This is a genomic window from Streptacidiphilus sp. BW17, assembly GCF_041262485.1.
Classification (GTDB): Bacteria; Actinomycetota; Actinomycetes; order Streptomycetales; family Streptomycetaceae; genus Streptacidiphilus.
On the sequence record NZ_JBGCCR010000006.1, the window covers coordinates 187,804 to 213,397 of the forward strand.

At 69.7% G+C, this 25,594-nt stretch carries 23 protein-coding genes and 1 pseudogene; 17 read left to right on the top strand and 7 right to left on the bottom strand.

The features are described 5' to 3' along the window. Positions 1-58: 58 nt before the first annotated feature. The 15 genes and pseudogenes from uvrA to ABH940_RS10205 all read left to right on the top strand — a co-directional run. A pseudogene (gene uvrA / locus ABH940_RS10135) lies at positions 59-2,971 on the top strand (excinuclease ABC subunit UvrA); the annotation flags it as partial. 162 nt (positions 2,972-3,133) lie between these two features. After that, positions 3,134-3,592 (top strand): Rieske (2Fe-2S) protein, encoded by a 459-nt coding sequence (locus ABH940_RS10140; protein ID WP_370068653.1) that lies wholly within the window; start codon positions 3,134-3,136, stop codon positions 3,590-3,592. A 126-nt stretch (positions 3,593-3,718) separates the two neighbouring features. Next, positions 3,719-4,048: a hypothetical protein gene (locus ABH940_RS10145; RefSeq protein ID WP_370068655.1), complete on the top strand. Its 330-nt coding sequence runs from the start codon at positions 3,719-3,721 to the stop codon at positions 4,046-4,048. A 16-nt stretch (positions 4,049-4,064) separates the two neighbouring features. Continuing rightward, the gene (locus ABH940_RS10150) at positions 4,065-5,249 is read left to right on the top strand and encodes a WXG100 family type VII secretion target (protein WP_370068657.1); all 1,185 of its coding nucleotides are present in this window, start codon (positions 4,065-4,067) and stop codon (positions 5,247-5,249) included. A 38-nt stretch (positions 5,250-5,287) separates the two neighbouring features. Next, the gene (locus ABH940_RS10155) at positions 5,288-5,545 is read left to right on the top strand and encodes a hypothetical protein (protein WP_370068659.1); all 258 of its coding nucleotides are present in this window, start codon (positions 5,288-5,290) and stop codon (positions 5,543-5,545) included. Positions 5,546-5,575: 30 nt separating this feature from the next. Then, complete coding sequence (locus tag ABH940_RS10160; RefSeq protein WP_370068661.1) at positions 5,576-5,836, top strand: hypothetical protein; 261 nt, start codon at positions 5,576-5,578, stop codon at positions 5,834-5,836. Positions 5,837-5,995: 159 nt separating this feature from the next. Continuing rightward, positions 5,996-7,939: an excinuclease ABC subunit UvrC gene (uvrC, locus tag ABH940_RS10165; protein ID WP_370068690.1), complete on the top strand. Its 1,944-nt coding sequence runs from the start codon at positions 5,996-5,998 to the stop codon at positions 7,937-7,939. A 138-nt stretch (positions 7,940-8,077) separates the two neighbouring features. Continuing rightward, positions 8,078-8,986 carry an RNase adapter RapZ gene (rapZ, locus tag ABH940_RS10170; RefSeq protein ID WP_370068692.1) on the top strand — a complete coding sequence of 303 codons (909 nt, stop codon included), beginning with the start codon at positions 8,078-8,080 and terminating at the stop codon, positions 8,984-8,986. Positions 8,987-9,082: 96 nt separating this feature from the next. Continuing rightward, positions 9,083-10,069 carry a uridine diphosphate-N-acetylglucosamine-binding protein YvcK gene (gene yvcK, locus ABH940_RS10175; protein WP_370068663.1) on the top strand — a complete coding sequence of 329 codons (987 nt, stop codon included), beginning with the start codon at positions 9,083-9,085 and terminating at the stop codon, positions 10,067-10,069. Continuing rightward, positions 10,060-11,040 carry a DNA-binding protein WhiA gene (gene whiA, locus ABH940_RS10180; protein ID WP_370068665.1) on the top strand — a complete coding sequence of 327 codons (981 nt, stop codon included), beginning with the start codon at positions 10,060-10,062 and terminating at the stop codon, positions 11,038-11,040. Before yvcK ends, whiA begins: the two co-directional genes overlap by 10 nt. Before the next feature lie 244 nt (positions 11,041-11,284). Beyond that, positions 11,285-12,289 carry a type I glyceraldehyde-3-phosphate dehydrogenase gene (gene gap, locus ABH940_RS10185; RefSeq protein ID WP_370071574.1) on the top strand — a complete coding sequence of 335 codons (1,005 nt, stop codon included), beginning with the start codon at positions 11,285-11,287 and terminating at the stop codon, positions 12,287-12,289. A gap of 138 nt (positions 12,290-12,427) precedes the next feature. After that, positions 12,428-13,645, top strand: coding sequence for a phosphoglycerate kinase (pgk, locus tag ABH940_RS10190; RefSeq protein ID WP_370071573.1), 1,218 nt, complete (start codon positions 12,428-12,430; stop codon positions 13,643-13,645). Positions 13,646-13,656: 11 nt separating this feature from the next. Continuing rightward, positions 13,657-14,451: a triose-phosphate isomerase gene (gene tpiA / locus ABH940_RS10195; RefSeq protein ID WP_370071572.1), complete on the top strand. Its 795-nt coding sequence runs from the start codon at positions 13,657-13,659 to the stop codon at positions 14,449-14,451. A gap of 149 nt (positions 14,452-14,600) precedes the next feature. Next, positions 14,601-14,840: a preprotein translocase subunit SecG gene (secG, locus tag ABH940_RS10200; protein WP_370071571.1), complete on the top strand. Its 240-nt coding sequence runs from the start codon at positions 14,601-14,603 to the stop codon at positions 14,838-14,840. 248 nt (positions 14,841-15,088) lie between these two features. Then, on the top strand, positions 15,089-15,376 hold the full coding sequence (locus ABH940_RS10205) for an RNA polymerase-binding protein RbpA (protein WP_370071583.1): 288 nt from the start codon (positions 15,089-15,091) through the stop codon (positions 15,374-15,376). A gap of 116 nt (positions 15,377-15,492) precedes the next feature. Here the strand turns inward: ABH940_RS10205 and ABH940_RS10210 are convergent, their stop codons facing one another. After that, on the bottom strand, positions 15,493-16,605 hold the full coding sequence (locus tag ABH940_RS10210; RefSeq protein ID WP_370105085.1) for an LLM class flavin-dependent oxidoreductase: 1,113 nt from the start codon (positions 16,603-16,605) through the stop codon (positions 15,493-15,495). A 90-nt stretch (positions 16,606-16,695) separates the two neighbouring features. Here ABH940_RS10210 and ABH940_RS10215 point away from each other — a divergent pair, with 90 nt between their 5' ends. Continuing rightward, positions 16,696-17,247: a PadR family transcriptional regulator gene (locus tag ABH940_RS10215; RefSeq protein WP_370071570.1), complete on the top strand. Its 552-nt coding sequence runs from the start codon at positions 16,696-16,698 to the stop codon at positions 17,245-17,247. Positions 17,248-17,281: 34 nt separating this feature from the next. On the opposite strand, the gene ABH940_RS10220 is transcribed toward ABH940_RS10215, so the two are convergent. From ABH940_RS10220 to tkt, 6 genes are all read right to left on the bottom strand, one after another. Next, the gene (locus ABH940_RS10220; RefSeq protein ID WP_370071569.1) at positions 17,282-17,494 is read right to left on the bottom strand and encodes a ribbon-helix-helix domain-containing protein; all 213 of its coding nucleotides are present in this window, start codon (positions 17,492-17,494) and stop codon (positions 17,282-17,284) included. 108 nt (positions 17,495-17,602) lie between these two features. Further along, positions 17,603-18,385 (bottom strand): 6-phosphogluconolactonase, encoded by a 783-nt coding sequence (gene pgl, locus ABH940_RS10225; RefSeq protein WP_370071568.1) that lies wholly within the window; start codon positions 18,383-18,385, stop codon positions 17,603-17,605. Continuing rightward, the gene (opcA, locus tag ABH940_RS10230; RefSeq protein WP_370071567.1) at positions 18,382-19,431 is read right to left on the bottom strand and encodes a glucose-6-phosphate dehydrogenase assembly protein OpcA; all 1,050 of its coding nucleotides are present in this window, start codon (positions 19,429-19,431) and stop codon (positions 18,382-18,384) included. The genes pgl and opcA overlap by 4 nt, the downstream gene beginning before the upstream one ends. Next, positions 19,428-20,948 carry a glucose-6-phosphate dehydrogenase gene (zwf, locus tag ABH940_RS10235; protein ID WP_370071582.1) on the bottom strand — a complete coding sequence of 507 codons (1,521 nt, stop codon included), beginning with the start codon at positions 20,946-20,948 and terminating at the stop codon, positions 19,428-19,430. Before zwf ends, opcA begins: the two co-directional genes overlap by 4 nt. 74 nt (positions 20,949-21,022) lie before the next feature. Further along, positions 21,023-22,165 (bottom strand): transaldolase, encoded by a 1,143-nt coding sequence (tal, locus tag ABH940_RS10240; protein ID WP_370071566.1) that lies wholly within the window; start codon positions 22,163-22,165, stop codon positions 21,023-21,025. 31 nt (positions 22,166-22,196) lie between these two features. After that, positions 22,197-24,272 (bottom strand): transketolase, encoded by a 2,076-nt coding sequence (tkt, locus tag ABH940_RS10245; protein WP_370071565.1) that lies wholly within the window; start codon positions 24,270-24,272, stop codon positions 22,197-22,199. A gap of 354 nt (positions 24,273-24,626) precedes the next feature. Here tkt and ABH940_RS10250 point away from each other — a divergent pair, with 354 nt between their 5' ends. Further along, complete coding sequence (locus tag ABH940_RS10250) at positions 24,627-25,568, top strand: heme o synthase (RefSeq protein WP_370071564.1); 942 nt, start codon at positions 24,627-24,629, stop codon at positions 25,566-25,568. Positions 25,569-25,594: the final 26 nt, after the last annotated feature.

Here is a 25,594-nt window from a genome sequence, read left to right on the forward strand (position 1 = left end):
TCTCTCGGCGCATCCCTGGGTACATCCCCGTACACCCGCTTTTGAAGGGCGCAGTAGCGTGGCAGACCGCCTCATCGTCCGCGGTGCTCGCGAGCACAATCTCAAGAACGTCTCGCTCGACCTGCCGCGCGACTCCCTGATCGTCTTCACCGGTCTCTCCGGCTCCGGCAAGTCGTCCCTGGCCTTCGACACGATCTTCGCCGAGGGCCAGCGGCGGTACGTCGAGTCGCTGTCCTCGTACGCCCGGCAGTTCCTCGGGCAGATGGACAAGCCCGACGTCGACTTCATCGAGGGCCTGTCGCCGGCCGTCTCCATCGACCAGAAGTCCACCTCCCGCAACCCGCGGTCGACGGTGGGCACGATCACCGAGGTCTACGACTACCTCCGGTTGCTCTTCGCGCGGATCGGCCACCCGCACTGTCCCGAGTGCGGCCGTCCGATCGCCAGGCAGTCGCCGCAGCAGATCGTCGACAAGGTGCTGGAGCTGCCCGAGGGCACCCGGTTCCAGCTCCTCAGCCCGCTGGTCAAGGGCCGCAAGGGCGAGTTCGTCGACCTCTTCGCCGACCTGCAGACGAAGGGCTACTCCCGCGCCCGGGTCGACGGCACGACGATCCAGCTGACCGAGCCGCCGACGCTCAAGAAGCAGGAGAAGCACACCATCGAGGTGGTCGTCGACCGCCTCACGGTCAAGAAGAGCGCCCAGCGACGGCTGACCGACTCGGTGGAGACGGCTCTCGGCCTCTCCGGTGGCACGGTCGTGCTCGACTTCGTCGACCTCCCCGAGGACGACCCGGAGCGCGAGCGGATGTACTCCGAGCATCTCTACTGCACCTACGACGATCTGTCGTTCGAGGAGCTGGAGCCGCGCTCGTTCTCCTTCAACTCGCCGTTCGGCGCCTGCCCGGAGTGCACCGGCATCGGCACCCGGATGGAGGTCGACCCGGAGCTGATCGTCCCCGACGAGGAGAAGTCCCTCGACGAGGGCGCCATCCACCCCTGGTCACACGGCCACATCAAGGACTACCACCTGCGGCTGATCAAGGCCCTCGGCAAGGAGTTGGGCTTCCGCACCGACATCCCGTGGGCGGGTCTGCCGGCGCGCGCCAAGAAGGCGCTGCTCTACGGCCACAAGACCGAGATCGAGGTCAAGTTCACCAACCGCTACGGCCGCGAGCGCTCCTACATCACCGGCTTCGAGGGCGCGGTCCCGTTCGTCCAGCGCCGTCACGTGGACGCGGAGAGCGACAGTGCGCGCGAGCGCTTCGAGGGCTACATGCGCGAGACCGCCTGCCCGGCGTGCCACGGTGCGCGCCTCAAGCCGGTCGTGCTCGCCGTCAAGATGGCGGGGCGCTCCATCTCCGACATCTCCTCGATGTCGATCAGCGACTGCGCCGAGTTCCTCGGTGCGATGCGGCTGACGGCCCGTGAGAAGACCATCGCCGAGCGGGTGTTGAAGGAGGTCAACGAGCGGCTCAAGTTCCTGGTCGACGTCGGCCTGGACTACCTCTCGCTCGACCGCGCGGCCGGCACCCTCTCCGGTGGCGAGGCGCAGCGCATCCGTCTGGCGACGCAGATCGGCTCCGGTCTGGTCGGCGTGCTCTACGTGCTGGACGAGCCGTCCATCGGCCTGCACCAGCGCGACAACCACCGCCTGATCGAGACCCTGGTCCGCCTGCGCGACCTGGGCAACACGCTGATCGTCGTCGAGCACGACGAGGACACCATTCGCGCCGCCGACTGGGTCGTCGACATCGGCCCGGGCGCGGGCGAGCACGGCGGCCACGTGGTCCACACCGGCTCCCGCGAGGGCCTGTTGGCCAACAAGAAGTCGTTGACCGGCGCGTACCTCTCCGGCCGCAAGTCGATCGCGCTCCCGGAGATGCGCCGCCCGCTCGACCCGAAGCGCAAGATCACCGTCCACGGCGCGCGTGAGCACAACCTGCGCGACGTCGACGTCTCCTTCCCGCTGGGCCTGTTCACGGCGGTGACGGGCGTCTCCGGCTCCGGCAAGTCGACGCTGGTCAACGACATCCTCTACACCCACCTGGCGCGCGAGCTGAACGGCGCGCGCAGCGTGCCGGGCCGCCACACCCGGGTCACGGGAACGGACCTGGTCGACAAGGTCGTCCACGTCGACCAGTCGCCGATCGGCCGCACCCCGCGGTCCAACCCGGCCACGTACACCGGCGTCTTCGACCACGTGCGCAAGCTGTTCGCGGAGACGACGGAGGCGAAGGTCCGCGGCTACCTGCCGGGCCGCTTCTCCTTCAACGTCAAGGGCGGCCGCTGCGAGAACTGTGCGGGCGACGGCACGATCAAGATCGAGATGAACTTCCTGCCGGACGTCTACGTCCCGTGCGAGGTCTGCCATGGCGCCCGCTACAACCGCGAGACGCTGGACGTCCACTACAAGGGCAAGTCCATCGCCGAGGTCCTGGACATGCCGATCGAGGAGGGGCTCGCGTTCTTCGAGGCGGTCCCGGCGATCGCGCGGTACCTGCGCACCCTGGTCGACGTCGGCCTCGGCTACGTCCGGCTGGGCCAGTCCGCGACGACGCTGTCGGGCGGAGAGGCGCAGCGCGTCAAGCTCGCGTCGGAACTGCAGAAGCGCAGCAACGGCCGGACGATCTACGTCCTGGACGAGCCGACGACGGGCCTGCACTTCGAGGACATCAGCAAGCTGATCAAGATGCTGACGGGCCTGGTGGACAAGGGCAACTCGGTGATCGTCATCGAGCACAACCTCGATGTCATCAAGACCGCGGACTGGGTCATCGACATGGGCCCGGAGGGCGGAGCGGGCGGCGGCATGGTCGTCGCCGAGGGCACCCCGGAGCAGGTCGCCGCGGTCGGCGAGAGCCACACGGGCAAGTTCCTCCGCGACATCCTCGGCGAGGACCGCGTCTTCGACGAGGCCGCGGCGCCCGCGAAGCCCAAGAAGACGGTGAGGAAGAAGGCGGCGGCGAAGAAGTAGTTGCACCTATCGCAGGGGCGCGGGGCTCAGCCGCAGAGCTGCCGCGCCCCGGGTAAGGGCACGTCCCCCACCAACGTGACTCACAGGTGCGCGGCTTATCGTGGCTCTCGATGCCTTCGTGACCGCGGGGGCCTGAACCCCGTTGGAGCGCGTGCAGCGATGAGCACCGAGATGACCACCCCCGCCGACCCTGCCGCTGTCGCCGCGCCCGCGTCCGAGGGCTGCTGTAGGCGACAGCTGCTGCGCGGCGCCGCCGCCGTCGGTCTCGCGGGGGCCGGAGTGGTCGCGCTGTCGGCCTGCTCCGCGACGCCCGCGCCCAAGGGGCCGGTGACGCTCGGCGCGGCCAGCGACGTGCCGGTCGGCGGCGGCAAGCTCTACAGCGCGCAGCAGTGCGTCGTGACCCAGCCGACCGCCGGCAGCTACAAGGCGTTCAGCGCCGTCTGCACCCACGCCGGCTGCGTGGTCGACGGCGTCTCCAACGGCGTGATCTCCTGCCCGTGCCACGGCAGCGAGTTCAAGACGACCGACGGCTCCGTCGTCCAGGGCCCGGCTACCGCGCCGCTGCCGTCCATCCCGCTCGCAGTCAAGAACGGCAAGCTCGTCGCCACCTTCAGCTGAGGAAGCGCCGCCGCTCGGTGGCGGGGCGCTCGCGTGAAGCAGTTGTGATGGAGTGCCAAGCGCCTGCGAGGCGTGTCACAGCGGGCTGTTAGGCTCCCCGCGTCACGCAACGGGGGAGCGGTTCGGATGCCCATCAGCACTCAGTTTGAGATCACGTACAGCAGTGTGAAGTTCCTGTCGGAGAGCTTCAACCAGGAGGCGAGCGGCCTGGCCGGTGACGCCGTCTCCTTCGGTGAGGCCGCTGGCCAGATCGGTCAGGCCTTCGGCATCCTCGGCGCCTGCGACGGCGCCTCCCAGCAGTACGCCAGCCTGCTGAACAGCACGCTGAACGCGCTCGGCATGATTGCCGAAGCGCTGCAGGCCGAGTCCGAGCAGCTCGGGCAGACGATCGAGACCTACGACGGCAACGAGCAGCAGGCCCAGCAGGGCTTCGTTGCCGTGCACAAGAGCTTCTGAGGGTCGGGGGACCACGGTGGTGAACATCAACGGCTGGATCGACAGCCATGTCATGGACGTCCTTCAGGCCTTCGGCGTGGAGCTGCCAGGGGGCGACGGGGACACGCTGCGGTCCATCGCCTCCGACTGGGACTCCATGGCCACGGATCTCTCCAATCGGGTCAACCTGCTCAACACCCGGGTGTCCTACACCGGCACGAGCGATTGGTCCGGCTCGGCGCGGCAGGCCTTCGATCAGCACTGGCAGCAGCAGGCCAAGACGCTCGACGACTTCGCGTCCAACATGCACAAGGCCGCCAGCGGCCTGCGCAGTTACGCCGCCGAGATCGACCAGATCAACGAGTCGATCATCGACATCTGCGTGCAGATCGCGGAGATGGAGGTCGCGGGCGCGGTGCTGTCGGCCTTCACCGGTTTCCTCTCCGACCTGGTCGCCAATACGGCGGTGGCCGCCAAGGTCGCCAAGATCGTCGACCTGGTGGCCCAGTTCGGCAGGGTGGCGGACAAGCTCTCCGAGGTGCTGACCGAGCTGTTCGAGCTCTCGGAGGAGTCGGCCGCGACGCTCAGCAAGGTGCTGTCCGCGCTGGCCAAGATCTCCGGAAAGGCGCTCGGCGACGCGGGGAAGTCCTTCGCCGGGAACTTCGTCGCGGACACGGCCAGCATGGCGGCCAATCAGGCGCTCTCCGGTCAGCATGTCAACCTCGGCGCGGACCTCAAGGACGGCGCCGTCGAGGCGGGCGGCTCGGCAGCGTTCGCGGGGCTGGGCGGAGGTCTCGGCGCCGGGTCGGGGGCGGCCAGCAAGATTGGGGACTTCCTGTCCGGCAACGGTGGCAAGGTCAGCAGCCTGACCAGCGGGGCGCTCGGCAACATGGCGGGAACCGGGCTGGACGAGTACTTCCACCCCAACCAGCAGCAGGCCAAGAGCGGCAGTGGCGTCGCCGAGGACCTGCTCACCGCCGGTGTCACCGGCGCGGTCGGCAACGCGCGCGTCGACGGGAAGATCGACGGCCTGACGGAGCAGGGCAAGTTCGGTGGCGAGAACCTGAGCGAACAGGGGAAGCGGCTCGATGAGGCGTTCAAGTTCTCGGTCGGGACTGCGGACAACACGGCTGTCTACAACGCCGGTTCCGGGGTCGAGTCCGATCTGCAGAACCTCCAGCAGGAGCAGCAGCAGCTCGCGAACCAGAGCCCGGCCCAGTGAGCTCCGCCCGCGCACGCGGGTGTGCTGAAAGGAAACCCATGTCCGCCGTTGCTGCTGGGCCGCTGCTGGTCCCGGGACTCATTGTGGTCCCCGACCCTAATAGTCACAGCCCCTTTCCTTGGTGGGTCTTCGTCGGTGTCCCGCTGTTCGTGCTGGGCCTGTTGCTTGCAGGAGGCGGCGTTCTGTACGCCGTGAAGATTAGGGGCAAGGCGCGGAAGCCCGCCGACCGCGTGCCCGGCGTGCTGCTGCTCCTCATCGGCGCTGTCCTCGCCGCCCTCGGCTTCTGGCTCGCCTAGCAGCCAGTCGCCGCCAGCTGAAAGGAATCCATGTCCGACACCACCAATGCCCCTCTGCAGCTCGCCGGAGGCAACCTGCCTCCGCAGGGCGGCGGTGGGCACGGCAGCATGCACTGGGGGTTGCTCGCGGGTGTCCCGCTGATCGCGCTCGGCGTGCTGCTGGCCGTCGGCGGCCTCGTGCTTGCCGTCAAGCTGGGCGCCACGGCGCGGAAGTCCTCCGAGCGCGGTCCGGGCGTGCTCCTCTTTCTCGTCGGCGCTGCCCTCGCCGCCCTCGGCTTCTGGCTCGCGTAGGAGAGGGACAAGCGCCCGGACCTGGGAACAGACGCGGATCTGACAGACCTGCGCGCTAGGGTCGTAGGTGTCGCTGCGGGGGGTTCCCGTAGCGGTGTCCACGCATGTCACGACCGCGCGGGAGTCGGTCGGTGGCAGTCCGCACGCATGGGGGAAGTGATGGCCGACCCGTCCACCTACCGGCCCGCGCCAGGGCAGATTCCGGACTCGCCCGGGGTGTACAAGTTCCGGGACGCCGACGGGCGGGTGATCTACGTCGGCAAGGCGAAGAGCCTGCGCCAGCGGCTGGCCAACTACTTCCAGGATCTGGCGGGCCTCCACCCGCGCACCCGGACGATGGTCACCACGGCCTCCTCGGTCGAGTGGACGGTGGTCGGCACCGAGGTGGAGGCGCTCCAGCTGGAGTACAGCTGGATCAAGGAGTTCGACCCGCGCTTCAACGTCAAGTACCGGGACGACAAGAGCTATCCCTCGCTCGCCGTCACCCTGAACGAGGAGTTCCCGCGCGTCCAGGTGATGCGTGGGCCGAAGAAGCGCGGCGTGCGGTACTTCGGGCCCTACGGCCATGCTTGGGCGATCCGGGAGACGGTCGACCTGATGCTGCGCGTCTTCCCGGTGCGCACCTGCTCCGCCGGTGTGTTCAAGCGGGCCGAGCAGATCGGGCGGCCCTGTCTGCTCGGGTATATCGGCAAGTGCTCCGCGCCCTGCGTCGGGCGGATCTCCGCCGAGGACCACCGCGAACTGGCCGAGGAGTTCTGCGACTTCATGTCCGGCCACGCCGCCGGCTACCTCAGGCGCCTCGAGACGCAGATGCGCGAGGCCGCGGCCGAGATGGAGTACGAGAAGGCCGGGCGGCTGCGCGACGACATCGAGGCGCTGCGCCGCGCCATGGAGAAGAACGCCGTCGTGCTCGCCGACGGCACCGACGCCGACCTGCTCGCCCTGGCCCAGGACGAGTTGGAGGCCGCGGTGCAGATCTTCCATGTGCGCGGCGGCCGGGTCCGCGGCCAGCGCGGCTGGGTCACCGACAAGGTCGAGCAGGTCGACACCGCCGGGCTGGTCGAGCACGCGCTGCTCCAGCTCTACGGCGAGGAGCGCGGCGAGGGCGTCCCGCGTGAGGTGCTGGTGCCCGCGCTGCCGGAGCCGGTCGAGCCGGTGCTGGCCTGGCTGGCCGAGCGCCGCGGCGCCAAGGTCGACCTGCGTGTCCCGCAGCGCGGTGACAAGCGCGAGCTGATGACCACGGTGGAGCGCAACGCCGCCCAGTCCCTCGCCCTGCACAAGACCAAGCGCGCCGCCGACCTCACCACCCGCAGCGTCGCCCTGCAGGAGATCGCCGACGCGCTCGGGCTGGAGACCGCGCCGCTGCGGATCGAGTGCTACGACATCTCCCACCTCCAGGGCCAGGACGTGGTCGCGTCCATGGTCGTCTTCGAGGACGGGCTGGCCCGAAAGAGCGAGTACCGGCGCTTCGCGATCAAGGGCTTCGAGGGCCAGGACGACGTCCGGTCCATGCACGAGGTGATCACCCGCCGGTTCCGGCATCAGGAGCACGCCCCGCCCAAGGACGAGGAGACCGGCAAGGCCCGCCGCTTCGCCTACCCGCCGCAGCTGATCGTCGTCGACGGCGGCCAGCCGCAGGTCGCCGCCGCCCAGTTGGCGCTGACCGAGCTCGGCGTCACCGACGTCGCCCTGTGCGGTCTGGCCAAGCGGCTGGAGGAGGTCTGGCTGCCGGACGAGGACGACCCGGTCGTGCTGCCGCGTTCCAGCGAGGGCCTCTACCTGCTGCAGCGCGTCCGCGACGAGGCGCACCGGTTCGCGATCACCTACCAGCGCCAGAAGCGCGGCAAGCGCGCCACCGCCAGCGGGCTGGACACCGTGCCCGGCCTCGGGGAGGCCCGACGGCAGGCGCTGATCAAGCACTTCGGCTCGGTGAAGAAACTCCGCGCCGCCACGATCGACGAGATCTGCGAGGTCCCCGGTGTCGGCCGCCGCACGGCCGAGGCCGTGGTCGCCGCGCTGGCCGCCAGGAAACCGGCAGCACCGGCAGTCAACATGACCACAGGGGAGATTTTGGAAGAGTCGGACGGAGAAAACGTCACCTGATCCCAGTAACGTCACTCCATGGAGTGACTAGGGGAAGCCGCAGACGACCGCAAGCGTTGTTTGTACTGATGCGACCGAAAGCGGGGAGATGTAGTGAGTACGCCGGATCCTGAAAGGCAAGCGCAGACGCCGCCGGAGCTGCCTCTGGAGCCGCAGTCCGACACGGGCGAGGCGACGGACAGTTCCGAGGTCCCGGAGCTGGTGATCATCTCCGGCATGTCAGGCGCCGGACGCAGCACCGCCGCCAAGTGCCTGGAGGACCTCGGCTGGTTCGTCGTCGACAACCTGCCGCCCGCCCTGATACCGACCATGGTCGACCTGGGCGCGCGCTCGCAGGGCGCCGTCGCCCGGATAAGCGCGGTCGTGGACGTCCGTGGCCGGAGCTTCTTCGACGACCTGCGTTCCGCCCTGGACGAACTGGAGAAGGGCGGGGTCCGGCTCCGGGTGGTCTTCCTGGAGGCCTCCGAGGACGCCCTGGTCCGCCGGTTCGAGAACGTCCGCCGTCCGCACCCGCTCCAGGGTGACGGCCGGATCGTGGACGGCATCGAGCGCGAGCGCGAGCTGCTGCGCGAGCTGCGCGGCGAGGCCGACCTGGTCATCGACACCTCCAACCTCAACGTCCACGAGCTGCGCGCCAAGATGGACGCCCACTTCGCCGACGAGCAGGAGCCCGAACTCCGCGCCACGGTGATGTCGTTCGGGTTCAAGTACGGCCTGCCGGTTGACGCCGACCTGGTGGTCGACTGCCGCTTCCTGCCCAACCCGCACTGGGTCCCCGAGCTGCGCTCCCACACCGGCACCGACGAGGAGGTGGCCCGCTACGTCTTCGACCAGCCGGGCGCCAAGGAGTTCCTCGACGGCTATGTGGAACTGCTGCGGATCGTCACCGAGGGGTATCGCCGCGAGGGAAAGCGCTATATGACGATTGCCGTAGGCTGCACCGGAGGAAAGCACCGCAGCGTGGCGATGTCGGAACGGCTGGCCAAGCGCCTCAGCGCCGACAGCCTGGAGACGGTGCTGGTCCACCGGGACATGGGGCGTGAGTGACGGTGCGCGGACGCGGTTGACGGACGCGCGCCTCGAAGAGTGATAGGGGCGCGGGTGGCGGGTAGCTTCAGCGGCGGCGGCGGTCCTCTCCGGCAGATGAGGCGCGGCAGCCGCCGCGCCCCGAGAATCGTCGCGCTCGGTGGCGGCCGGGGCCTGTCCGCCTCGCTCTCCGCGTTGCGCAGGCTCACCGGGGAGCTCACCGCGGTGGTCACCGTCGCGGATGACGGCGGTTCCAGCGGTCGGCTCCGCGACGAGCTCGGCGTGCTGCCTCCGGGTGACCTGCGCAAGGCCCTGGCGGCGCTGTGCGGGGACGACGAGTGGGGCCGTACCTGGTCCGAGGTGATCCAGCACCGGTTCCAGAGCGACGGCGACCTGCACGGCCACGCGGTCGGCAACCTGCTGATCGTCGCCCTGTGGGAGAAGCTCGGCGACCCGGTCCTCGCGCTGGAGTGGGTCGGCCGCCTGCTGGGCGCGCACGGCCGGGTGCTGCCGATGTCCGCGGTGCCGCTGCACATCGAGGCCACCGTCCGCGGCCTGGACCCGGCGCGACCCGAGGAGCTCAGCACCGTCCGCGGCCAGGCCGAGGTCGCGGTCACGCCCGGTACCGTGGAGGCGATCCGGCTGCTGCCGGAGGACCCGCCCGCAGTCCCGGAGGCGGTCACGGCAGTCCGTGCCGCGGACTGGGTCGTCCTCGGCCCGGGCTCGTGGTTCACCAGCGTGCTGCCGCACCTCATGGTTCCCCAACTGCGGGACGCCCTGGCTGCCACGCAGGCGCGCAAGGTCCTGGCGCTCAACCTGGTCGCCCAGCCCGGGGAGACCGAGGGCTTCTCGCCGCAGCGGCACCTGGAGGTGTTCCTGGAGCACGCCCGCGGTGTGGAGTTGGACTTCGTCCTCGCCGATCTCGACGCCGTCGGGGCCGTCGCGGACACCGAGGCGCTGCGGGACGCGGCCAAGCGCCTGGGCGCCGAGTTGGTGCTGGCGCCCGTCGCCGCCGGTGACGGCGCGCGACACGACCCGGAGCTTCTGGCCGCAGCGTACGACCGGATCTTCAGAACGCATGGAAGGATCGCGCCATGGCGATGACGGCAGCTGTGAAGGACGAAATCAGTCGGCTTCCCGTCACCCGGGCTTGTTGCCGCAAGGCGGAGGTGTCGTCGATCCTGCGCTTCGCGGGCGGTCTGCACATTGTGAGCGGACGCATCGTGATCGAGGCGGAACTCGACACCGGTGTCGCGGCGCGGCGACTGCGCAAGGACCTGCTGGAGATCTTCGGACACTCCTCGGACCTGGTGGTGATGGCCCCCGGCGGGCTGCGCCGCGGCAGTCGGTACGTGGTGCGGGTGGTCAAGGACGGCGATCTGCTGGCCCGGCAGACGGGCTTGGTGGACGGGCGCGGACGCCCGATCCGGGGGCTTCCCCCGGCGGTGGTCTCCGGGGCCACCTGTGACGCGGAGGCGGCGTGGCGCGGGGCGTTCCTCGCGCACGGCTCGCTGACCGAGCCGGGCCGGTCCTCCTCGCTGGAGATCACCTGCCCCGGCTCCGAGGCGGCGCTCGCGCTGGTCGGCGCGGCGCGGCGGCTCGGCATCCCCTCGAAGGCCCGCGAGGTCCGCGGGGTGGACCGGGTGGTCATTCGTGACGGTGATGCGATTGGCGCGCTGTTGACGCGCCTCGGCGCGCACGAGTCGGTGCTGGCCTGGGAGGAGCGCCGGATGCGGCGCGAGGTCCGGGCGACGGCCAACCGGCTCGCCAACTTCGACGACGCGAACCTCCGCCGCTCGGCGCGCGCGGCGGTTGCCGCGGGCGCGCGGGTCCAGCGGGCGCTGGAGATCCTGGGCGACGAGGTCCCCGAGCACCTGGCGGCCGCGGGCCGCCTGCGCATGGAGCACAAGCAGGCCTCCCTGGAGGAGCTGGGCTCCCTCGCCGACCCGCCCCTGACGAAGGACGCGGTGGCGGGCCGGATCCGCCGCCTTCTGGCGATGGCCGACAAGCGAGCGATCGAACTGGGCCTGCCGAACACGGAGCAGAGCCTGACGGAAGAGATGGTCGCCGGCTGACAGTCCGCTCTTGCAGGTAGTCGCACTGTGCTCAGGGGCGCGGGGCTTTGGTGATGTGCACCGCACATCACCAAAGCCCCGCACCCCTGTCGTTCGTGCGCTGAGAAGCGCCCAAAGAGCCCCCGTTCAGGGCTGGTCGGATGTGCTCAAGAACACCTTGCGGAGGTAGGGTCGTTACCGGTCGGGGACATCCCATTCCAGCTCGTCAGCCCCTCTGGCTGACTAACAGCGAGGAGATCGGTTCGTGACGATCCGGGTAGGCATCAACGGTTTTGGCCGTATCGGCCGTAACTACTTCCGTGCCATCGCATCCCAGGGCGCCGACATCGAGGTCGTCGGTGTCAATGACCTGACCGACACCAAGACCCTGGCGCACCTGCTCAAGTACGACTCGACCCTGGGCACCTTCCAGGCCGAGGTCACTCACACGGACGACACCATCACCGTCGATGGCAAGACCTTCAAGGTCACCGCGGAGCGCGACCCCGCCAAGCTCCCCTGGGGGGAGCTCGGCGCAGACATCGTGATCGAGTCCACCGGCATCTTCACCAAGGCCGAGGGTGCGAAGAAGCACCTGGCCGCGGGCGCCAAGAAGGTCCTCATCTCGGCTCCGGCCAGCGACGAGGACATCACCATCGTCATCGGCGTCAACGACGACAAGCTCGATGTGACGAAGCAGAGCATCATCTCCAACGCCTCCTGCACCACCAACTGCGTGGCGCCGCTGGCAAAGGTCCTGCACGAGGCCTTCGGCATCACCACCGGCTTCATGACGACCGTGCACGCCTACACCAACGACCAGGTCACCCTGGACTTCCCGCACAAGGACCTGCGTCGCGCCCGCGCCGCGGCCCTGAGCATCATCCCGACCTCCACCGGTGCCGCCAAGGCCACCGCGCTGGTGCTGCCGGAGCTCAAGGGCAAGCTGGACGGCACCTCCCTGCGTGTCCCCGTTCCGACCGGCTCGATCACCGACCTGGTGGCCACCCTGGAGCGGGACGTCACCAAGGAGGAGGTCAACGCGGCCTACCAGAAGGCCGCCGAGGGCTCACTCAAGGGCATCCTGGCGTACAACGAGGACCCGATCGTCTCCCGGGACATCGTCAACTCGCCGTACTCCTGCATCTTCGACGCGCCGCTGACCATGGTCCAGGGCAACCAGGTCAAGGTCTTCGGCTGGTATGACAACGAGTGGGGCTACTCCAACCGTCTGGTCGACCTGACCGCCCTTGTCGGCAGCCAGCTCTGACGGACAGACAGCAGAAGGTGTGAGACGACAGGGTCCGGGCAGGCGTTGCCCGGACCCTGTCCGCATGCCGTCGGGCAGTAATCTCACTCCGACGACTCCCCAGCCGACCGCCCAGAAGAACAGGAAAACATCTCCACCATGCAGACCATCGACGACCTGATCGCCGGGCCGGGTGTCGCCGGCAAGCGCGTCTTCGTCCGAGCCGACCTGAACGTGCCGATGTCGGACGGCCTGATCACCGACGACGGCCGGATCCGTGCCGTGCTGCCCACCGTCAAGAAGCTCGTCGAGGCCGACGCCAAGGTCGTCGTCGCCTCGCACCTGGGCCGCCCCAAGGGCGCGCCGGCCCCGGCGTTCTCGCTGCTGCAGGCGGCCGAGCGCCTGGCGGAACTGCTCGGGCAGCCGGTCGCCTTCGCGCAGGACACCGTCGGCCCGGCCGCGCACGACGCCGTGAACGGCCTGGAGCCCGGCCAGGTGGCCGTCATCGAGAACCTGCGCTTCAACCCCGGCGAGACCAGCAAGGACGACGCCGAGCGCGGCGAGTTCGCCGACCAGCTGGCCGCCCTGGCCGACCTCTACGTCGGCGACGGATTCGGCGCCGTGCACCGCAAGCACGCCTCCGTCTACGACCTGCCGGCGCGGCTGCCGCACGCGGCCGGTCTGCTGATCGGCACCGAGGTGGGCGTGCTCAAGCGCCTCACCGAGGACGTCCGGCGTCCGTACGCGGTCGTGCTGGGCGGGGCCAAGGTCTCCGACAAGCTCGCCGTGATCGACAACCTGCTGGGCAAGGCCGACCGGATCCTGGTCGGCGGCGGCATGGTCTTCACCTTCCTCGCGGCCCAGGGCCACGAGGTCGGTACGTCCCTGCTGCAGGAGGACCAGATCGAGGCCGTCAAGGAGTACCTGGCCCGCGCCGAGCGCGAGGGCGTGGAGTTCGTGCTCCCCGTCGATGTGCGGGTCTCCGCGAGCTTCCCGGACCTCAAGACCAAGGCCGCGGTCGAGGACGCCGAGGTCGTCGGCGTCGACGCCATGCCTGCGGGCAAGATGGGCCTGGACATCGGCCCGAAGACCGAGGAGCTGTTCGCGGCCAAGCTGGCCGACGCGAAGACGGTCTTCTGGAACGGCCCGATGGGCGTCTTCGAGCACCCCGCCTTCGCCGACGGCACCCGCGCCGTCGCGCAGGGCCTGCTCGACTCGGACGCCTTCACCGTCGTCGGCGGTGGCGACTCGGCCGCCGCGGTCCGGCTGCTGGGCTTCGACGAGTCGAAGTTCGGTCACATCTCGACGGGTGGCGGCGCCAGCCTCGAATACCTGGAAGGCAAGACCCTGCCGGGTCTTGCCGCACTGGAGAAGTGAGCATCCCTGACATGACTGACGCCACCACCCGCAAGCCGCTGATGGCCGGCAACTGGAAGATGAACCTCAACCACCTCGAGGCCATCGCCCACACCCAGAAGCTCGCCTTCGCGCTCAACGACAAGGACTACGCGGCGGTCGAGGTCGCGGTCCTGACCCCGTTCACCGACCTGCGCTCGGTGCAGACCCTGGTCGACGGGGACAAGCTGAAGATCAAGTACGGCGCGCAGGACATCTCCGCGCACGACTCCGGTGCCTACACCGGCGAGATCTCCGGCCCGATGCTGGCCAAGCTCAAGTGCGCCTACGTCGTCATCGGCCACTCCGAGCGCCGCCAGTACCACGGCGAGAACGAGGAGATCGTCGGCGGCAAGGTCAAGGCCGCGTTCCGGAACGGCGTCGTGCCGATCCTCTGCGTTGGCGAGGGCCTGGACATCCGCAAGGCCGGCAACCAGGTCGCGTACACCCTGGCCCAGGTCGAGGGTGCGCTGGACGGCGTCCCGGCCGAGCAGGTGGAGCAGATCGTCATCGCCTACGAGCCGGTCTGGGCCATCGGCACCGGCGAGGTGGCGACCCCCGAGGACGCGCAGGAGGTCTGCGGCGCGATCCGGGTCCGCCTGGCGGAGCTTTACAGCCAGGCGGTGGCCGACAAGGTCCGCATCCTCTACGGCGGTTCGGTCAAGGGCTCCAACGCGGCCGGGATCATGGCCAAGCCGGACGTGGACGGCGCGTTGGTCGGCGGCGCCTCGCTGGACGCGGAGGAGTTCGTCCGTATCGTCCGCTATCGCGACCAGGCCGTCTCCTGAGCGGCGACGCCTGAACCGCGGTCTTTCGAGCGACTGTTTCGCCAACGGGTTTCCCCGTAGGCTGTCGCATGCCTAAGGTGGTAGGTCCCGGCACTGTAGGGTGCCGGGCCTGCTGCCAGCAGACACTCACCTGAAAGATTGGTCCGGCTGTGATCCTCAGCTTTTCGATTGCGTTGATCTTCTTCAGCGTGATGATGGTCATTCTGGTCCTGCTGCACAAGGGCAAGGGCGGCGGCCTGTCCGACATGTTCGGTGGCGGCATGTCCTCCACCGGCGGTGGCTCCGCGGTGGCCGAGCGCAACCTCGACCGGATCACCATCTTCATGGGCGTCGGATGGTTCACCTGCATCATCATCCTGTCGCTGCTCATGAAGGCCAAGAACGGCTGATTGCGCAGGTCGGCAGGACGCTGTCAGGAGGTCTGACGGAGCGTCGCCTCCACGCCTATCATGGGTGACGGTCGTCACCGGCCCGTCTGTGACGGGGGTGTGGGGCGACGCTTATGCGTTCCGTACACTAGGACGACCTTCGCCCGGGCCCAGTCGACCGGGTGGTCGCAGTACCGCACCATCACGCAGGGAGTCAGACCGTGGCAAGTGGGAACGCCATCCGTGGCAGCAGGGTCGGGGCCGGTCCGATGGGCGAGGCCGAGCGGGGCGAGTCCGCGCCGCGACTGCGCATCTCCTTCTGGTGCGCGAACGGACACGAGACGAAGCCGAGCTTCGCCTCCGACGCGCAGGTCCCGGACACGTGGGACTGCCCGCGCTGTGGGTTCCCCGCTGGTCAGGACGAGGAGAACCCGCCGGCTCCGCCGCGCACCGAGCCCTACAAGACGCACCTCGCGTACGTCCGCGAGCGCCGCAGCGACGCCGACGGCGAGGCGATCCTCGCCGAGGCGCTGGCCAAGCTGCGCGGCGAGATCTGACGACGTCCGCGGCGAGGCGGCAGCACAGCCCGGCTTGTCGCGCCCACGCGGCGGAACCGCACATCAGCAGAGCCGCGCGCCCCTAGGCCTTGCAACTGGCCCGCCGTTCAAAGGAATTACCGGAACCGTGGGATCACGTGCTCGCCCCACTGCCGGATGGTCTCCAGGCACGCCGACTGAGGCACCGTGCCCATCTGGATCAGGCAGATGACCTCGTCGACGCCGATGTCGGCCAAGCGCTCGACGTAAGCCACCGCCGTCTCCGCCGTTCCGTAGGCGTGGTCGACGTTGAACGTCCCCGTCGCGCTGGGGCGGACCGGAACCCTCGCCTCGTGGAGCTTGGCGACCAACTCCTCGCGGTGCGAGGCCATCGCCGCCGCGTGGTCCGTGTCCGGTTCCGGGTCCTCGACGGGCGCGGGGCCGCCGCCGTACCACTGGGCGATGGACTCGGCGAAGAAGCGCTGCCCGCGCGTGCCCGCGCGGTACGCCTCCTCCGCGTCGTCCAGGACGACCGTCGGGCAGAGCGCCGCGAAGTGGTCGTTGACCTCCGACGAGACCAGGCGGGAGCCGTCCCGCGCGGCGAGCGCCGCGTCGTAGACTGCGCGCATCTCGCGGACGTCGTCCGCGCCCGCAAAGCCGAGGACCAGCGCGCCGACGCCGTACTCGGCCGCCGTGCGCAGCGTGTCGTGCTTGCTGCACGCCATGAACAGGGGAGGGTGCGGGAGTTGGACCGGGCGCGGCAGCACCGCGCCGGGGCCGATGTCGATCGAGCCGTGCCACTCGAACTGCTCCTTCCGCCACGCCGCCGCGACGATCTGCAGTGCCTCCTCCACCTGCGGATAGGTGTCCTCGGCGCGGACGTCGAACATCGCCATCTCCTGCGTGGTCGCGCCGCGTCCCGCGCCGATGTCGACCCGGCCGCCGGAGAGGGCGTCCAGCATCGCGCTCCGCTCGGCGACGCGCAGCGGATGCTGGTAGCCGAAGGGCATGGTGACCACGCCGTGGCCGATGCGGATCCGGGAGGTACGGGCCGCCACCCAGGACAGGAAGATCTCCGACGCGCTCACGTGCGCGTACCGGAGCAGGGAGTGGTGCTCGACCGCCCAGATGCGGTCGAAGCCGACCTCCTCGGCGAGGACTGCCTGGTCGACGCAGTCGTGGAGGAGGGCGTGCTCGCGTTCGGGAGTGGGGTGGGCCAGCTGTGCTTCGAAGATCATGGAGAACTTCACGGGCTGCCTCCGATATGCCGACTAGACATATGACTAGCAGTCATATCCCAAGAAGGGAAGGCGTGTTGTAGTAGCACGTACACTGCGGGAATGAAGCCTCTGCCGATCACCAGTTGGGCCGTGCTGGGCCTGCTCTCCTTCGGGCGGGAGCTGTCGGGCTACGACCTGAAGAAGTGGGCGGACCAGAGCATGGGCTTCTTCTACTGGAGCCCGTCGTACAGTCAGATCTACAGCGAGCTACGGAGATTGGAGTCCGTCGGCTACGCCGCCTCGGAGGAGGTGCCGGGGGACATCCGGGCCAAGCGCCTCTACCGGATCACGCCGGCCGGGGAGGAGGCGCTGCGGGATTGGGCCGACGCGGCGCCGGTCGAGCCCGCGGTGCTCAAGCACGGGCCGATGTTGCGGCTCTGGCTCGGGCACCTCCAGGAGCCCGCGCGGCTGCGCGAGACGCTGCACGCCCACCGCGACCTCGCCGAGCAGCGCCGCGCCCAGGCGGCGGCGGACGTCACCGCGGCCGAGGTGCACCCGGAGTGGATCTTCCCGGTGCTGACCCTGCGCTGGGCCGAGCAGTACTACGCGGACGAGCGGGACCGGATGGACCGCATGCTCGCCGAGCTCGACACGGTCACCGGGAAGGACTGAGCCCGGACGCCCCGTGGCCCGACCCGGCGGGCTGCTACGCCTGGCTGTCGGGCGAGGTCGCCCGAGGCCGCGCGGCATCGCCCGGGGTGGGGGTTGTTGTTCCGAGGACCCCGCGCATGTGCTCCGCCCTGGCGTGGATCGCCTCGCGGAGGAGCCTGCCCAGCGGAACCCCGGCCCAGCGGGCCGCCTCACGCAGGACGGTGAGGTCATCGGCGTCCAGATGGACGGTGACGCGCTTGATTGCCATGGCCCCATCCTGGCCTGGAACGGCATTCGTCCTCACACGATGCGGCCCGCCTCCTCCGAAAGGGGGAGACGGGCCGGGGCGCCGTTCAGCCGTGCCGGTTGTCGACGTCTACGCGACGTCCGGCGGGTAGAGCGCGGGCGGGATCTTCGCCGCGGCGGCGCGGTCGAGGAGCCAGAGGGTGCGCTGTCGGCCGATCGCACCGGACGCCGGGGCCTGGATCGGGCCGGGGCCCGACAGCGCCAGGCGGACGGCGTCCGCCTTGTCGTCTCCCGCCGCGAGGAGCCAGACCTCGCGGGCGGCGCGGATCGTCGGAAGGGTCAGCGAGACCCGCGTGGGCGGCGGCTTGGGCGCGCCGCGCACTCCGATGACGGTCAGCTCGGTCTCGCGCACGCCCGGGAGCTCCGGGAAGAGCGAGGCCACGTGGGTGTCGGGACCGACCCCCAGCAGCAGCACGTCGAACTCCGGCACCCGGAGCCGGTCCTGCGGGCGCGCCGCCTTGGCCAGTTCGGCCGCGTAGCTCGCCGCGGCCGCCTCGGGGTCGTTGCCGTCCGGGCCGTCGGAGGCCGGCATCGGGTGCACCCGCGCCGGATCCAGCGGCACCGCGTCGAGCAGTTCGGCGCGCGCCTGCGTGTAGTTGCGCTCCGGGTCGCCCTCCGGCAGGAACCGCTCGTCGCCCCACCACAGGTCCAGCCGCGACCAGTCGATCGCGTCCCGCGCCGGGGACGCGGCGACCGCCGCGAGCAGCGCGTTGCCGTTGCGCCCGCCCGTCAGCACCACCGAGGCGGTGCCGCGTGCGGACTGCGCGTCCACGATCCGGGTGATCAGCCGTGCGGCCGCGGCAAGGGCCATGAGCTCCTTGTCGCGGTGCACGACCAGTTGAGGTGCCGTCACTTCTGGGTCCTGGACGTCGAAGCGGTGCTCTTCTTGGCCGCCGTCTTGGCGGCCGGCTTCGGGTCCTGCTTCCCGTCCCCGCCCTCCGACGAGCCGTCGACGACCTCGCCGGCGACCGTGTTGTCGTGGAGCCTGTCCACCCCGTAACGGACCGCCGAGGCGTAGATCAGGTCCGGGTCGAGGCGGCGCAGCTCCTCCGCGATCAGCTCCGAGGTCTCCCGGCGCTTGAGCGCGACCATCCGGTCCGGCTGCTCCGGCATGGAGAGCTTCGCCAGCAGGCCGTCGGGACGGTCCAGGCAGACGTCGCCGTCCTTGGTGTGCATCCGGACCCCGGTGATGCCGGGGCCCTCGCTGACGGTCCGCTCGACCTTGATCTTGAGCCGCTCGGCCAGCCACAGCGCCAGCAGTTCGGTGCTGGGGTTGTAGGACTCGCCCTCGACGATCGCCGACTCGACCTTGACGTGCCGCTGGTCGAGCGCGGCGGCCAGCATCGACCGCCACGGGGTGATCCTGGTCCAGGCCAGGTCGGTGTCGCCGGGCGCGTACGACGCGGCGCGGGCCGCCAGCTGCTGGACCGGGTTCTCCGCGGTGACCGCGTCGGTGATCCGGCGCTGGGACAGTGCGCCCAGCGGGTCCTTGGACGGGTTCTCCGGAGCGTTCTCCGGCCACCAGACCACCACGGGGGCGTCCGGCAGCAGCAGTGGCAGCACGACCGACTGCGCCTGCGCGGCGAGCTCGCCGTGGAGGCGCAGCACAACCGTTTCTCCGGTGCCCGAGTCCGAGCCGACCCGGACCTCGGCGTCCAGCCGGGCCTGGGACCGCGCCCGGGGCGAGCGCCCCGGCCGCTTGATGACGGCCAGGATGCGCGAGGGGTGCTCGCGCGACGCGTCGGAGGCGGCCTTGAGCGCGTCGTAGGCGCTGCCCTCGTCCGTGACGATGACGAGGGTGAGCACCATGCCGACGGTCGCTGTGCCGATGGCCCGGCGGGCGTCGATCAGCGCCGCGTTGATCTTGCCGGAGGTGGTGTCGGTGAGGTCGATTTTCATGGCCTGCGCCAGCTCCTGCCGTCTCGTGCGAGCATCTCGTCCGCTTCTTCAGGGCCCCAGGTGCCGGCCTCGTACTGGGCGGGCTTGGCGTGCCTGTCCCAGTACTGCTCGATCGGGTCGAGGATCCGCCAGGACTGCTCGACCTCCTGGTGGCGCGGGAACAGGTTGGCGTCCCCGAGCAGCACGTCCAGGATCAGCCGCTCGTATGCCTCCGGGCTGGACTCGGTGAACGACTCGCCGTAGGCGAAGTCCATCGTCACGTCCCGGACCTCCATCGAGGTGCCCGGCACCTTGGAGCCGAACCGCACCGTCACGCCCTCGTCCGGCTGGACCCGGATGACCAGGGCGTTCTGCCCCAGCTCCTCGGTCGCGGAGGCGTCGAACGGCAGGTACGGGGCGCGCTGGAAGACCACCGCGATCTCGGTGACCCGGCGGCCGAGCCGCTTGCCGGTGCGCAGGTAGAACGGCACGCCCGCCCAACGGCGGTTGTTGATCTCCAGCTTGATGGCGGCGTAGGTGTCCGTGGTGGACTTGGGGTTGATCCCCTCCTCCTCCAGGTAGCCGGGCACCTCCTCGCCGCCCTGCCAGCCGTGCGTGTACTGGGCCCGCACGGTGTGCCGACCCAGATCCTTGGGGATCTGGACGGCGGACAGCACCTTGAGCTTCTCCGCCACCAGCGCCTTGGGGTGGAAGGAGGCGGGCTCCTCCATCGCCGTCAGCGCCATGAGCTGCAGCAGGTGGTTCTGGATGACGTCGCGCGCCGCGCCGATGCCGTCGTAGTAGCCCGCGCGACCGCCGATGCCGATGTCCTCGGCCATGGTGATCTGCACGTGGTCGACGTAGCCGCGGTTCCAGATCGGCTCGAACATCGAGTTGGCGAAGCGCAGCGCCAGGATGTTCTGGACCGTCTCCTTGCCCAGGTAGTGGTCGATCCGGAAGACCTCGTCACGCGGGAAGACCTCGTGGACGACCTTGTTGAGCTCCTGCGCGGAGGCCAGGTCGTGACCGAAGGGCTTCTCGATGACGGCACGCCGCCACGAGCCCTTGGGCGGGTCGGCCAGGCCGTGGTCCTTCAACTGCTGGACCACCTGCGGGAAGAACTTTGGCGGGACGGAGAGGTAGAAGGCGAAGTTGCCGCCCGTGCCCTGCTCCTTGTCGAGCTCCTGGATGGTCGTGCGCAGCCTGTCGAAGGCCGCGTCGTCCACGAACTCGCCCTGGATGAAGCGCATTCCCTTGGCCAGCTGCTGCCAGACCTCCTCGCGGAAGGGAGTGCGCGAGTGCTCCTTGACGGAGTCGTGCACGACCTGCGCGAAGTCCTCGTCCTCCCAGTCGCGGCGGGCGAAGCCCACCAGCGAGAAGCCCGGGGGCAGGAGGCCGCGGTTGGCCAGGTCGTAGATCGCCGGCATCAGCTTCTTGCGCGAAAGGTCGCCGGTGACGCCGAAGATGACGAGGCCGGACGGCCCCGCGATACGCGGGAGCCGCCGGTCCTTCTCGTCCCTGAGGGGGTTGATCCACACGTTCGTCTCGCCGGACCCGTCGTCCGACGTGAGGTCGTCGAGAACGGACTCGTCCGCTACCGCCGCAGGATCGGTCACTTGGAGGAGCCGCCCTTCGCGTCGAGAGACTTCTGCACGGTCTCCAGGAGCTCCTTCCAGGAGACCTCGAACTTGTCGACGCCCTCGTCCTCCAGCAGCTGGACGACGTCGTCGTAGGAGATGCCGACCGCGGCGATCTTCTCGAGCACCGCCGTGGCGTCGGCGTAGTTGCCGGTCACCGTGTCGCCGCGGACCACGCCGTGGTCGGCGACGGCGTCGAGGGTGGCCTCGGGCATGGTGTTGACCGTGCCCGGGGCGGCCAGCTCGACGACGTACATGGTGTCGTCGTAGGCCGGGTCCTTGACGCCGGTGGACGCCCACAGCGGACGCTGCGGCTTGGCGCCCGCGGCGGCCAGCGCCTTCCAGCGGTCGGACGGCTTGCGCTGACCGTCGGCGGAGCCGAACACCTCCTCGTACGCCTCGTACGCCAGGCGGGCGTTGGCCACGGCGGCCTTGCCCTTGAGGGCGAGCGCCTCGTCGGTGCCGATCTTCGTCAGGCGCTTGTCGATCTCGCTGTCCACCCGGGACACGAAGAACGAGGCGACCGACTCGATGGTGGAGAGGTTGTGGCCGCTGGCCTTGGCCCCCTCCAGACCTGTCAGGAACGCGTCCATGACGGCCTGGTAGCGCTCCAGCGAGAAGATCAGCGTGACGTTGACGCTGATGCCCTCGGCCAGCACGGCGCTGATCGCGGGCAGGCCCTCGACCGTGGCCGGGATCTTGATGAAGGTGTTGGGACGGTCCACCAGCCACCACAGCTGCTTGGCCTCGGCGATCGTCGGCGCCGTCTCGTGGGCCAGGCGCGGGTCGACCTCGATGGAGACCCGGCCGTCGCGGCCGTTGCTGGCGTCGTAGACCGGGCGCAGCACGTCGGCCGCGTCGCGGACGTCGGCGGCGGTCATCATCCGCACCGCCTCGTCCACGGTCACGCCGCGCACGGCCAGGTCGGCCAGTTGCTCCTCGTAGCCGTCGCCGGAGCCGATCGCCTTCTGGAAGATCGACGGGTTGGTGGTCACGCCCACGACGTGCTTGTCGCGGACCAGTTCGGCCAGGTTGCCGGAGGTGAGCCGCTTGCGGGACAGGTCGTCCAGCCAGATCGCCACGCCTTCGTCGCTGAGGCGCTGCAGTGCGTCAGTCATGATCAATCACTTTCCTCGCGTGTCGAATGGTTCAGCGCCCGGCGGCGGAGAGGGATTCCTTGGCGGCGGCGACGACAGCCTCGGGGGTGAAGCCGAACTCGCGGAACAGCACCTTGGCGTCGGCGCTGGCGCCGAAGTGCTCCAGACTGACGACCTGTCCGGCGTCACCGACCAGGCGGTACCAGGTCAGCGCGATACCGGCCTCGACCGCGACGCGGGCCTTGACGGCCGGCGGCAGCACCGAGTCGCGGTACTCCTTGGTCTGCTCCTCGAACCACTCCAGGCACGGCATCGAGACCACGCGGGTGGGAATGCCCTCGGCCTGCAGCGTCTCGCGGGCGGCCACGGCCAACTGCAGCTCGGAACCGGTGCCGATGAGGATGACCTTCGGGTTACCGCCCTCGGCCTCGGTGTGGACGTAGCCGCCCTTGGCCGCGTTCTCGTTGCGCGGGTAGACCGGCACGCCCTGGCGGGTCAGCGCCAGGCCGTGCGGGGCCGGGTTGTCGGTGTGACGGCGGGTGATCTCCTCCCACGCCACCGCGGTCTCGTTGGCGTCGGCCGGACGGACCATGTTCAGACCCGGGATGGCGCGCAGCGCGGCCATGTGCTCGACCGGCTGGTGGGTCGGGCCGTCCTCGCCCAGGCCGATGGAGTCGTGCGTCCACACGTAGGTGACCGGCAGCTTCATCAGCGCGGCCAGACGCACGGTCGGACGCATGTAGTCGGAGAACACCAGGAAGGTGCCGCCGTAGATGCGGGTGTTGCCGTGCAGCGTGATGCCGTTCATGGTCGAGCCCATGGCGTGCTCACGGATGCCGAAGTGCACCGTGCGGCCGTAGGGGTCGGCCTCCGGCAGCGGGTTGCCGACCGGCAGGAACGACGAGGTGGCGTCGATGGTGGTGTTGTTCGAGCCGGCGAGGTCGGCCGAACCGCCCCACAGCTCCGGCAGCACCTTGCCCAGGCCCTGCAGCACCTTGCCGGACGCGGCACGCGTGGCGATCGAGGTGCCGGGCTCGAACGAGGGGACGCTCTTCTCCCAGCCCTCGGGCAGCTCGCCCGCGGTCATCCGGTCCAGCAGGGCGGCACGCTGCGGGTTGGCGGTACGCCAGTCGGCGAGCTGCTTCTCCCACTCGGCGTGCGCCTGCGCGCCGCGGTCGCCGACCTTGCGGGCGTGCTCCAGCACCTCCGGCTCGACGTCGAAGGACTTCTCCGGGTCGAAGCCGAGGACGCGCTTGGTGGCGGCGACCTCGTCCGCGCCCAGCGCGGAGCCGTGGGCGGCCTCGGTGTCCTGCGCGTTCGGGGCCGGCCAGGCGATGATCGTGCGCATCGCGATGATGGACGGCTTCGAGGTCTCGGCCTTGGCGGCGGTCAGCGCCCGGTTGAGCGCCTTGACGTCGATGTCGCCGCTGGCGGCGGGCTCGATGCGCTGCACGTGCCAGCCGTACGCCTCGTAGCGCTTGAGGACGTCCTCGGAGAAGGCGGTCTCGGTGTCGCCCTCGATGGAGATGTGGTTGTCGTCGTACAGGCAGACCAGGTTGCCCAGCTTCTGGTGGCCCGCGAGCGAGGACGCCTCGGAGGAGATGCCCTCCTCCAGGTCGCCGTCGGAGACGATCGCCCAGATGGTGTGGTCGAACGGGGAGGCCCCCTCAGGAGCCTCCGGGTCGAACAGGCCGCGCTCGAAGCGGCTGGCCATCGCCATGCCGACCGCGTTGCCGACACCCTGGCCGAGCGGGCCGGTGGTGGTCTCCACACCGACGGTGTGCCCGTGCTCAGGGTGGCCCGGCGTCAGGGAGCCCCAGGTGCGGAACGCCTCGAGGTCCTGGAGCGTCAGGCCGTAGCCGGACAGGTAGAGCTGGATGTAGAGCGTCAGCGAGGTGTGCCCGGGGGACAGGACGAAGCGGTCGCGGCCCAGCCACTGGGCGTCGGCCGGGTCGTGGCGCAGGAAGCGCTGGTAGATCAGGTAGGCGGCCGGAGCCAGACTCATCGCCGTGCCGGGGTGGCCGTTGCCGACCTTCTGCACGGCGTCTGCCGCCAGAACGCGCACGGTGTCCACCGCGCGCTGGTCAAGTTCGGTCCACTCGAAGGTACTGTTCGGCGTCGTGCTCACCCTGGATCAGGGCTCCTTCCGTAACGTCTTTCGACCCGGCGCCAGGAGCCGACTTCGGCGGCGGTCTCTTGGGCACAGAACGTTGACCCTTTGTACAGAGCGAGCCTACCGCTCATGCGCACAAGGGTTCCCGCTCAACGAGCGCTGAACGGGTCAGTGCGGCGCGATCGTCGGGGCACTGTTCGGCGTGTGTTCCGTGCGCGCCTCCGAGCGGTCACCCGCGCGTTCATCCGCGCGTTCGTTCAGTGCGCTTACGACGGGCTTTGCGCCGACACGGCCCCCCGCCGCCGGAGCCGAGATATGGAGCGTCTAAGGTGGCGTGGTACTCGTGAGCTTCATCAACCAGGGGTGTTCGTGACCGCCGTCGAAACCCGTCCGGCCGGTCTGGTCGAGGGGAACCCCGGACAGAGGCCGTTGACGGCCCGTGTCGGGGCCTTCATCGCGCTGACCAAGCCGCGGATCATCGAGCTGCTGCTGATCACCACCGTCCCGGTGATGTTCCTGGCCCAGCGCGGTGTGCCCAACCTGCTGCTGGTACTTGAGGTCGTCGTCGGCGGCTATCTCTCCGCCGGTGGCGCCAACGCGCTCAACATGTACATCGACCGCGACATCGACGCGCTGATGTCCCGGACCGAGCGCCGTCCGCTGGTGACCGGCATGGTCTCCCCGCGTGAGGCGCTGGTCTTCGGCATCGCGCTGGCGATCGGCTCGACCGCGTGGTTCGCCGTCCTGGTCAACCCGCTGAGCGCGGCACTGTCGCTCGCGGCCCTCCTCTTCTACGTCTTCGTCTACACGCTGGGCCTGAAGCGGCGGACCGCGCAGAACATCGTCTGGGGCGGGATCGCGGGCTGCATGCCGGTCTTCATCGGCTGGTCCGCGGTCACCAACTCGCTGGCGTGGCCGCCGGTCGTGCTCTTCCTGGTCATCTTCTTCTGGACGCCGCCGCACTACTGGCCGCTGTCGATGAAGGTGAAGGAGGACTACGCCAAGGTCGGCGTGCCGATGCTGCCCGTCATCGCGACCAATGAGGCCGTGGCCAAGCAGATCGTGATCTACAGCTGGGTCATGGTCGCCGTCTCCATGGCGCTGTGGCCGCTGGACCACACCAGCGTGGTCTACCCGATCGCCGCGGTGGTCCTGGGCGGTTTCTGGCTCAAGGAGGCGCACGGCCTGCAGGCTCGCGCCAAGGCCGGGGTCGTGGGCGCGAAGCTCAAGGAGATGCGGCTGTTCCACTGGTCGATCACCTATCTGACGCTGCTGTTCGTCGAGATCGCGATCGACCCGTTCCTGAAGTAGGTCTCGTTTCACCTTCGCCGGGCCCC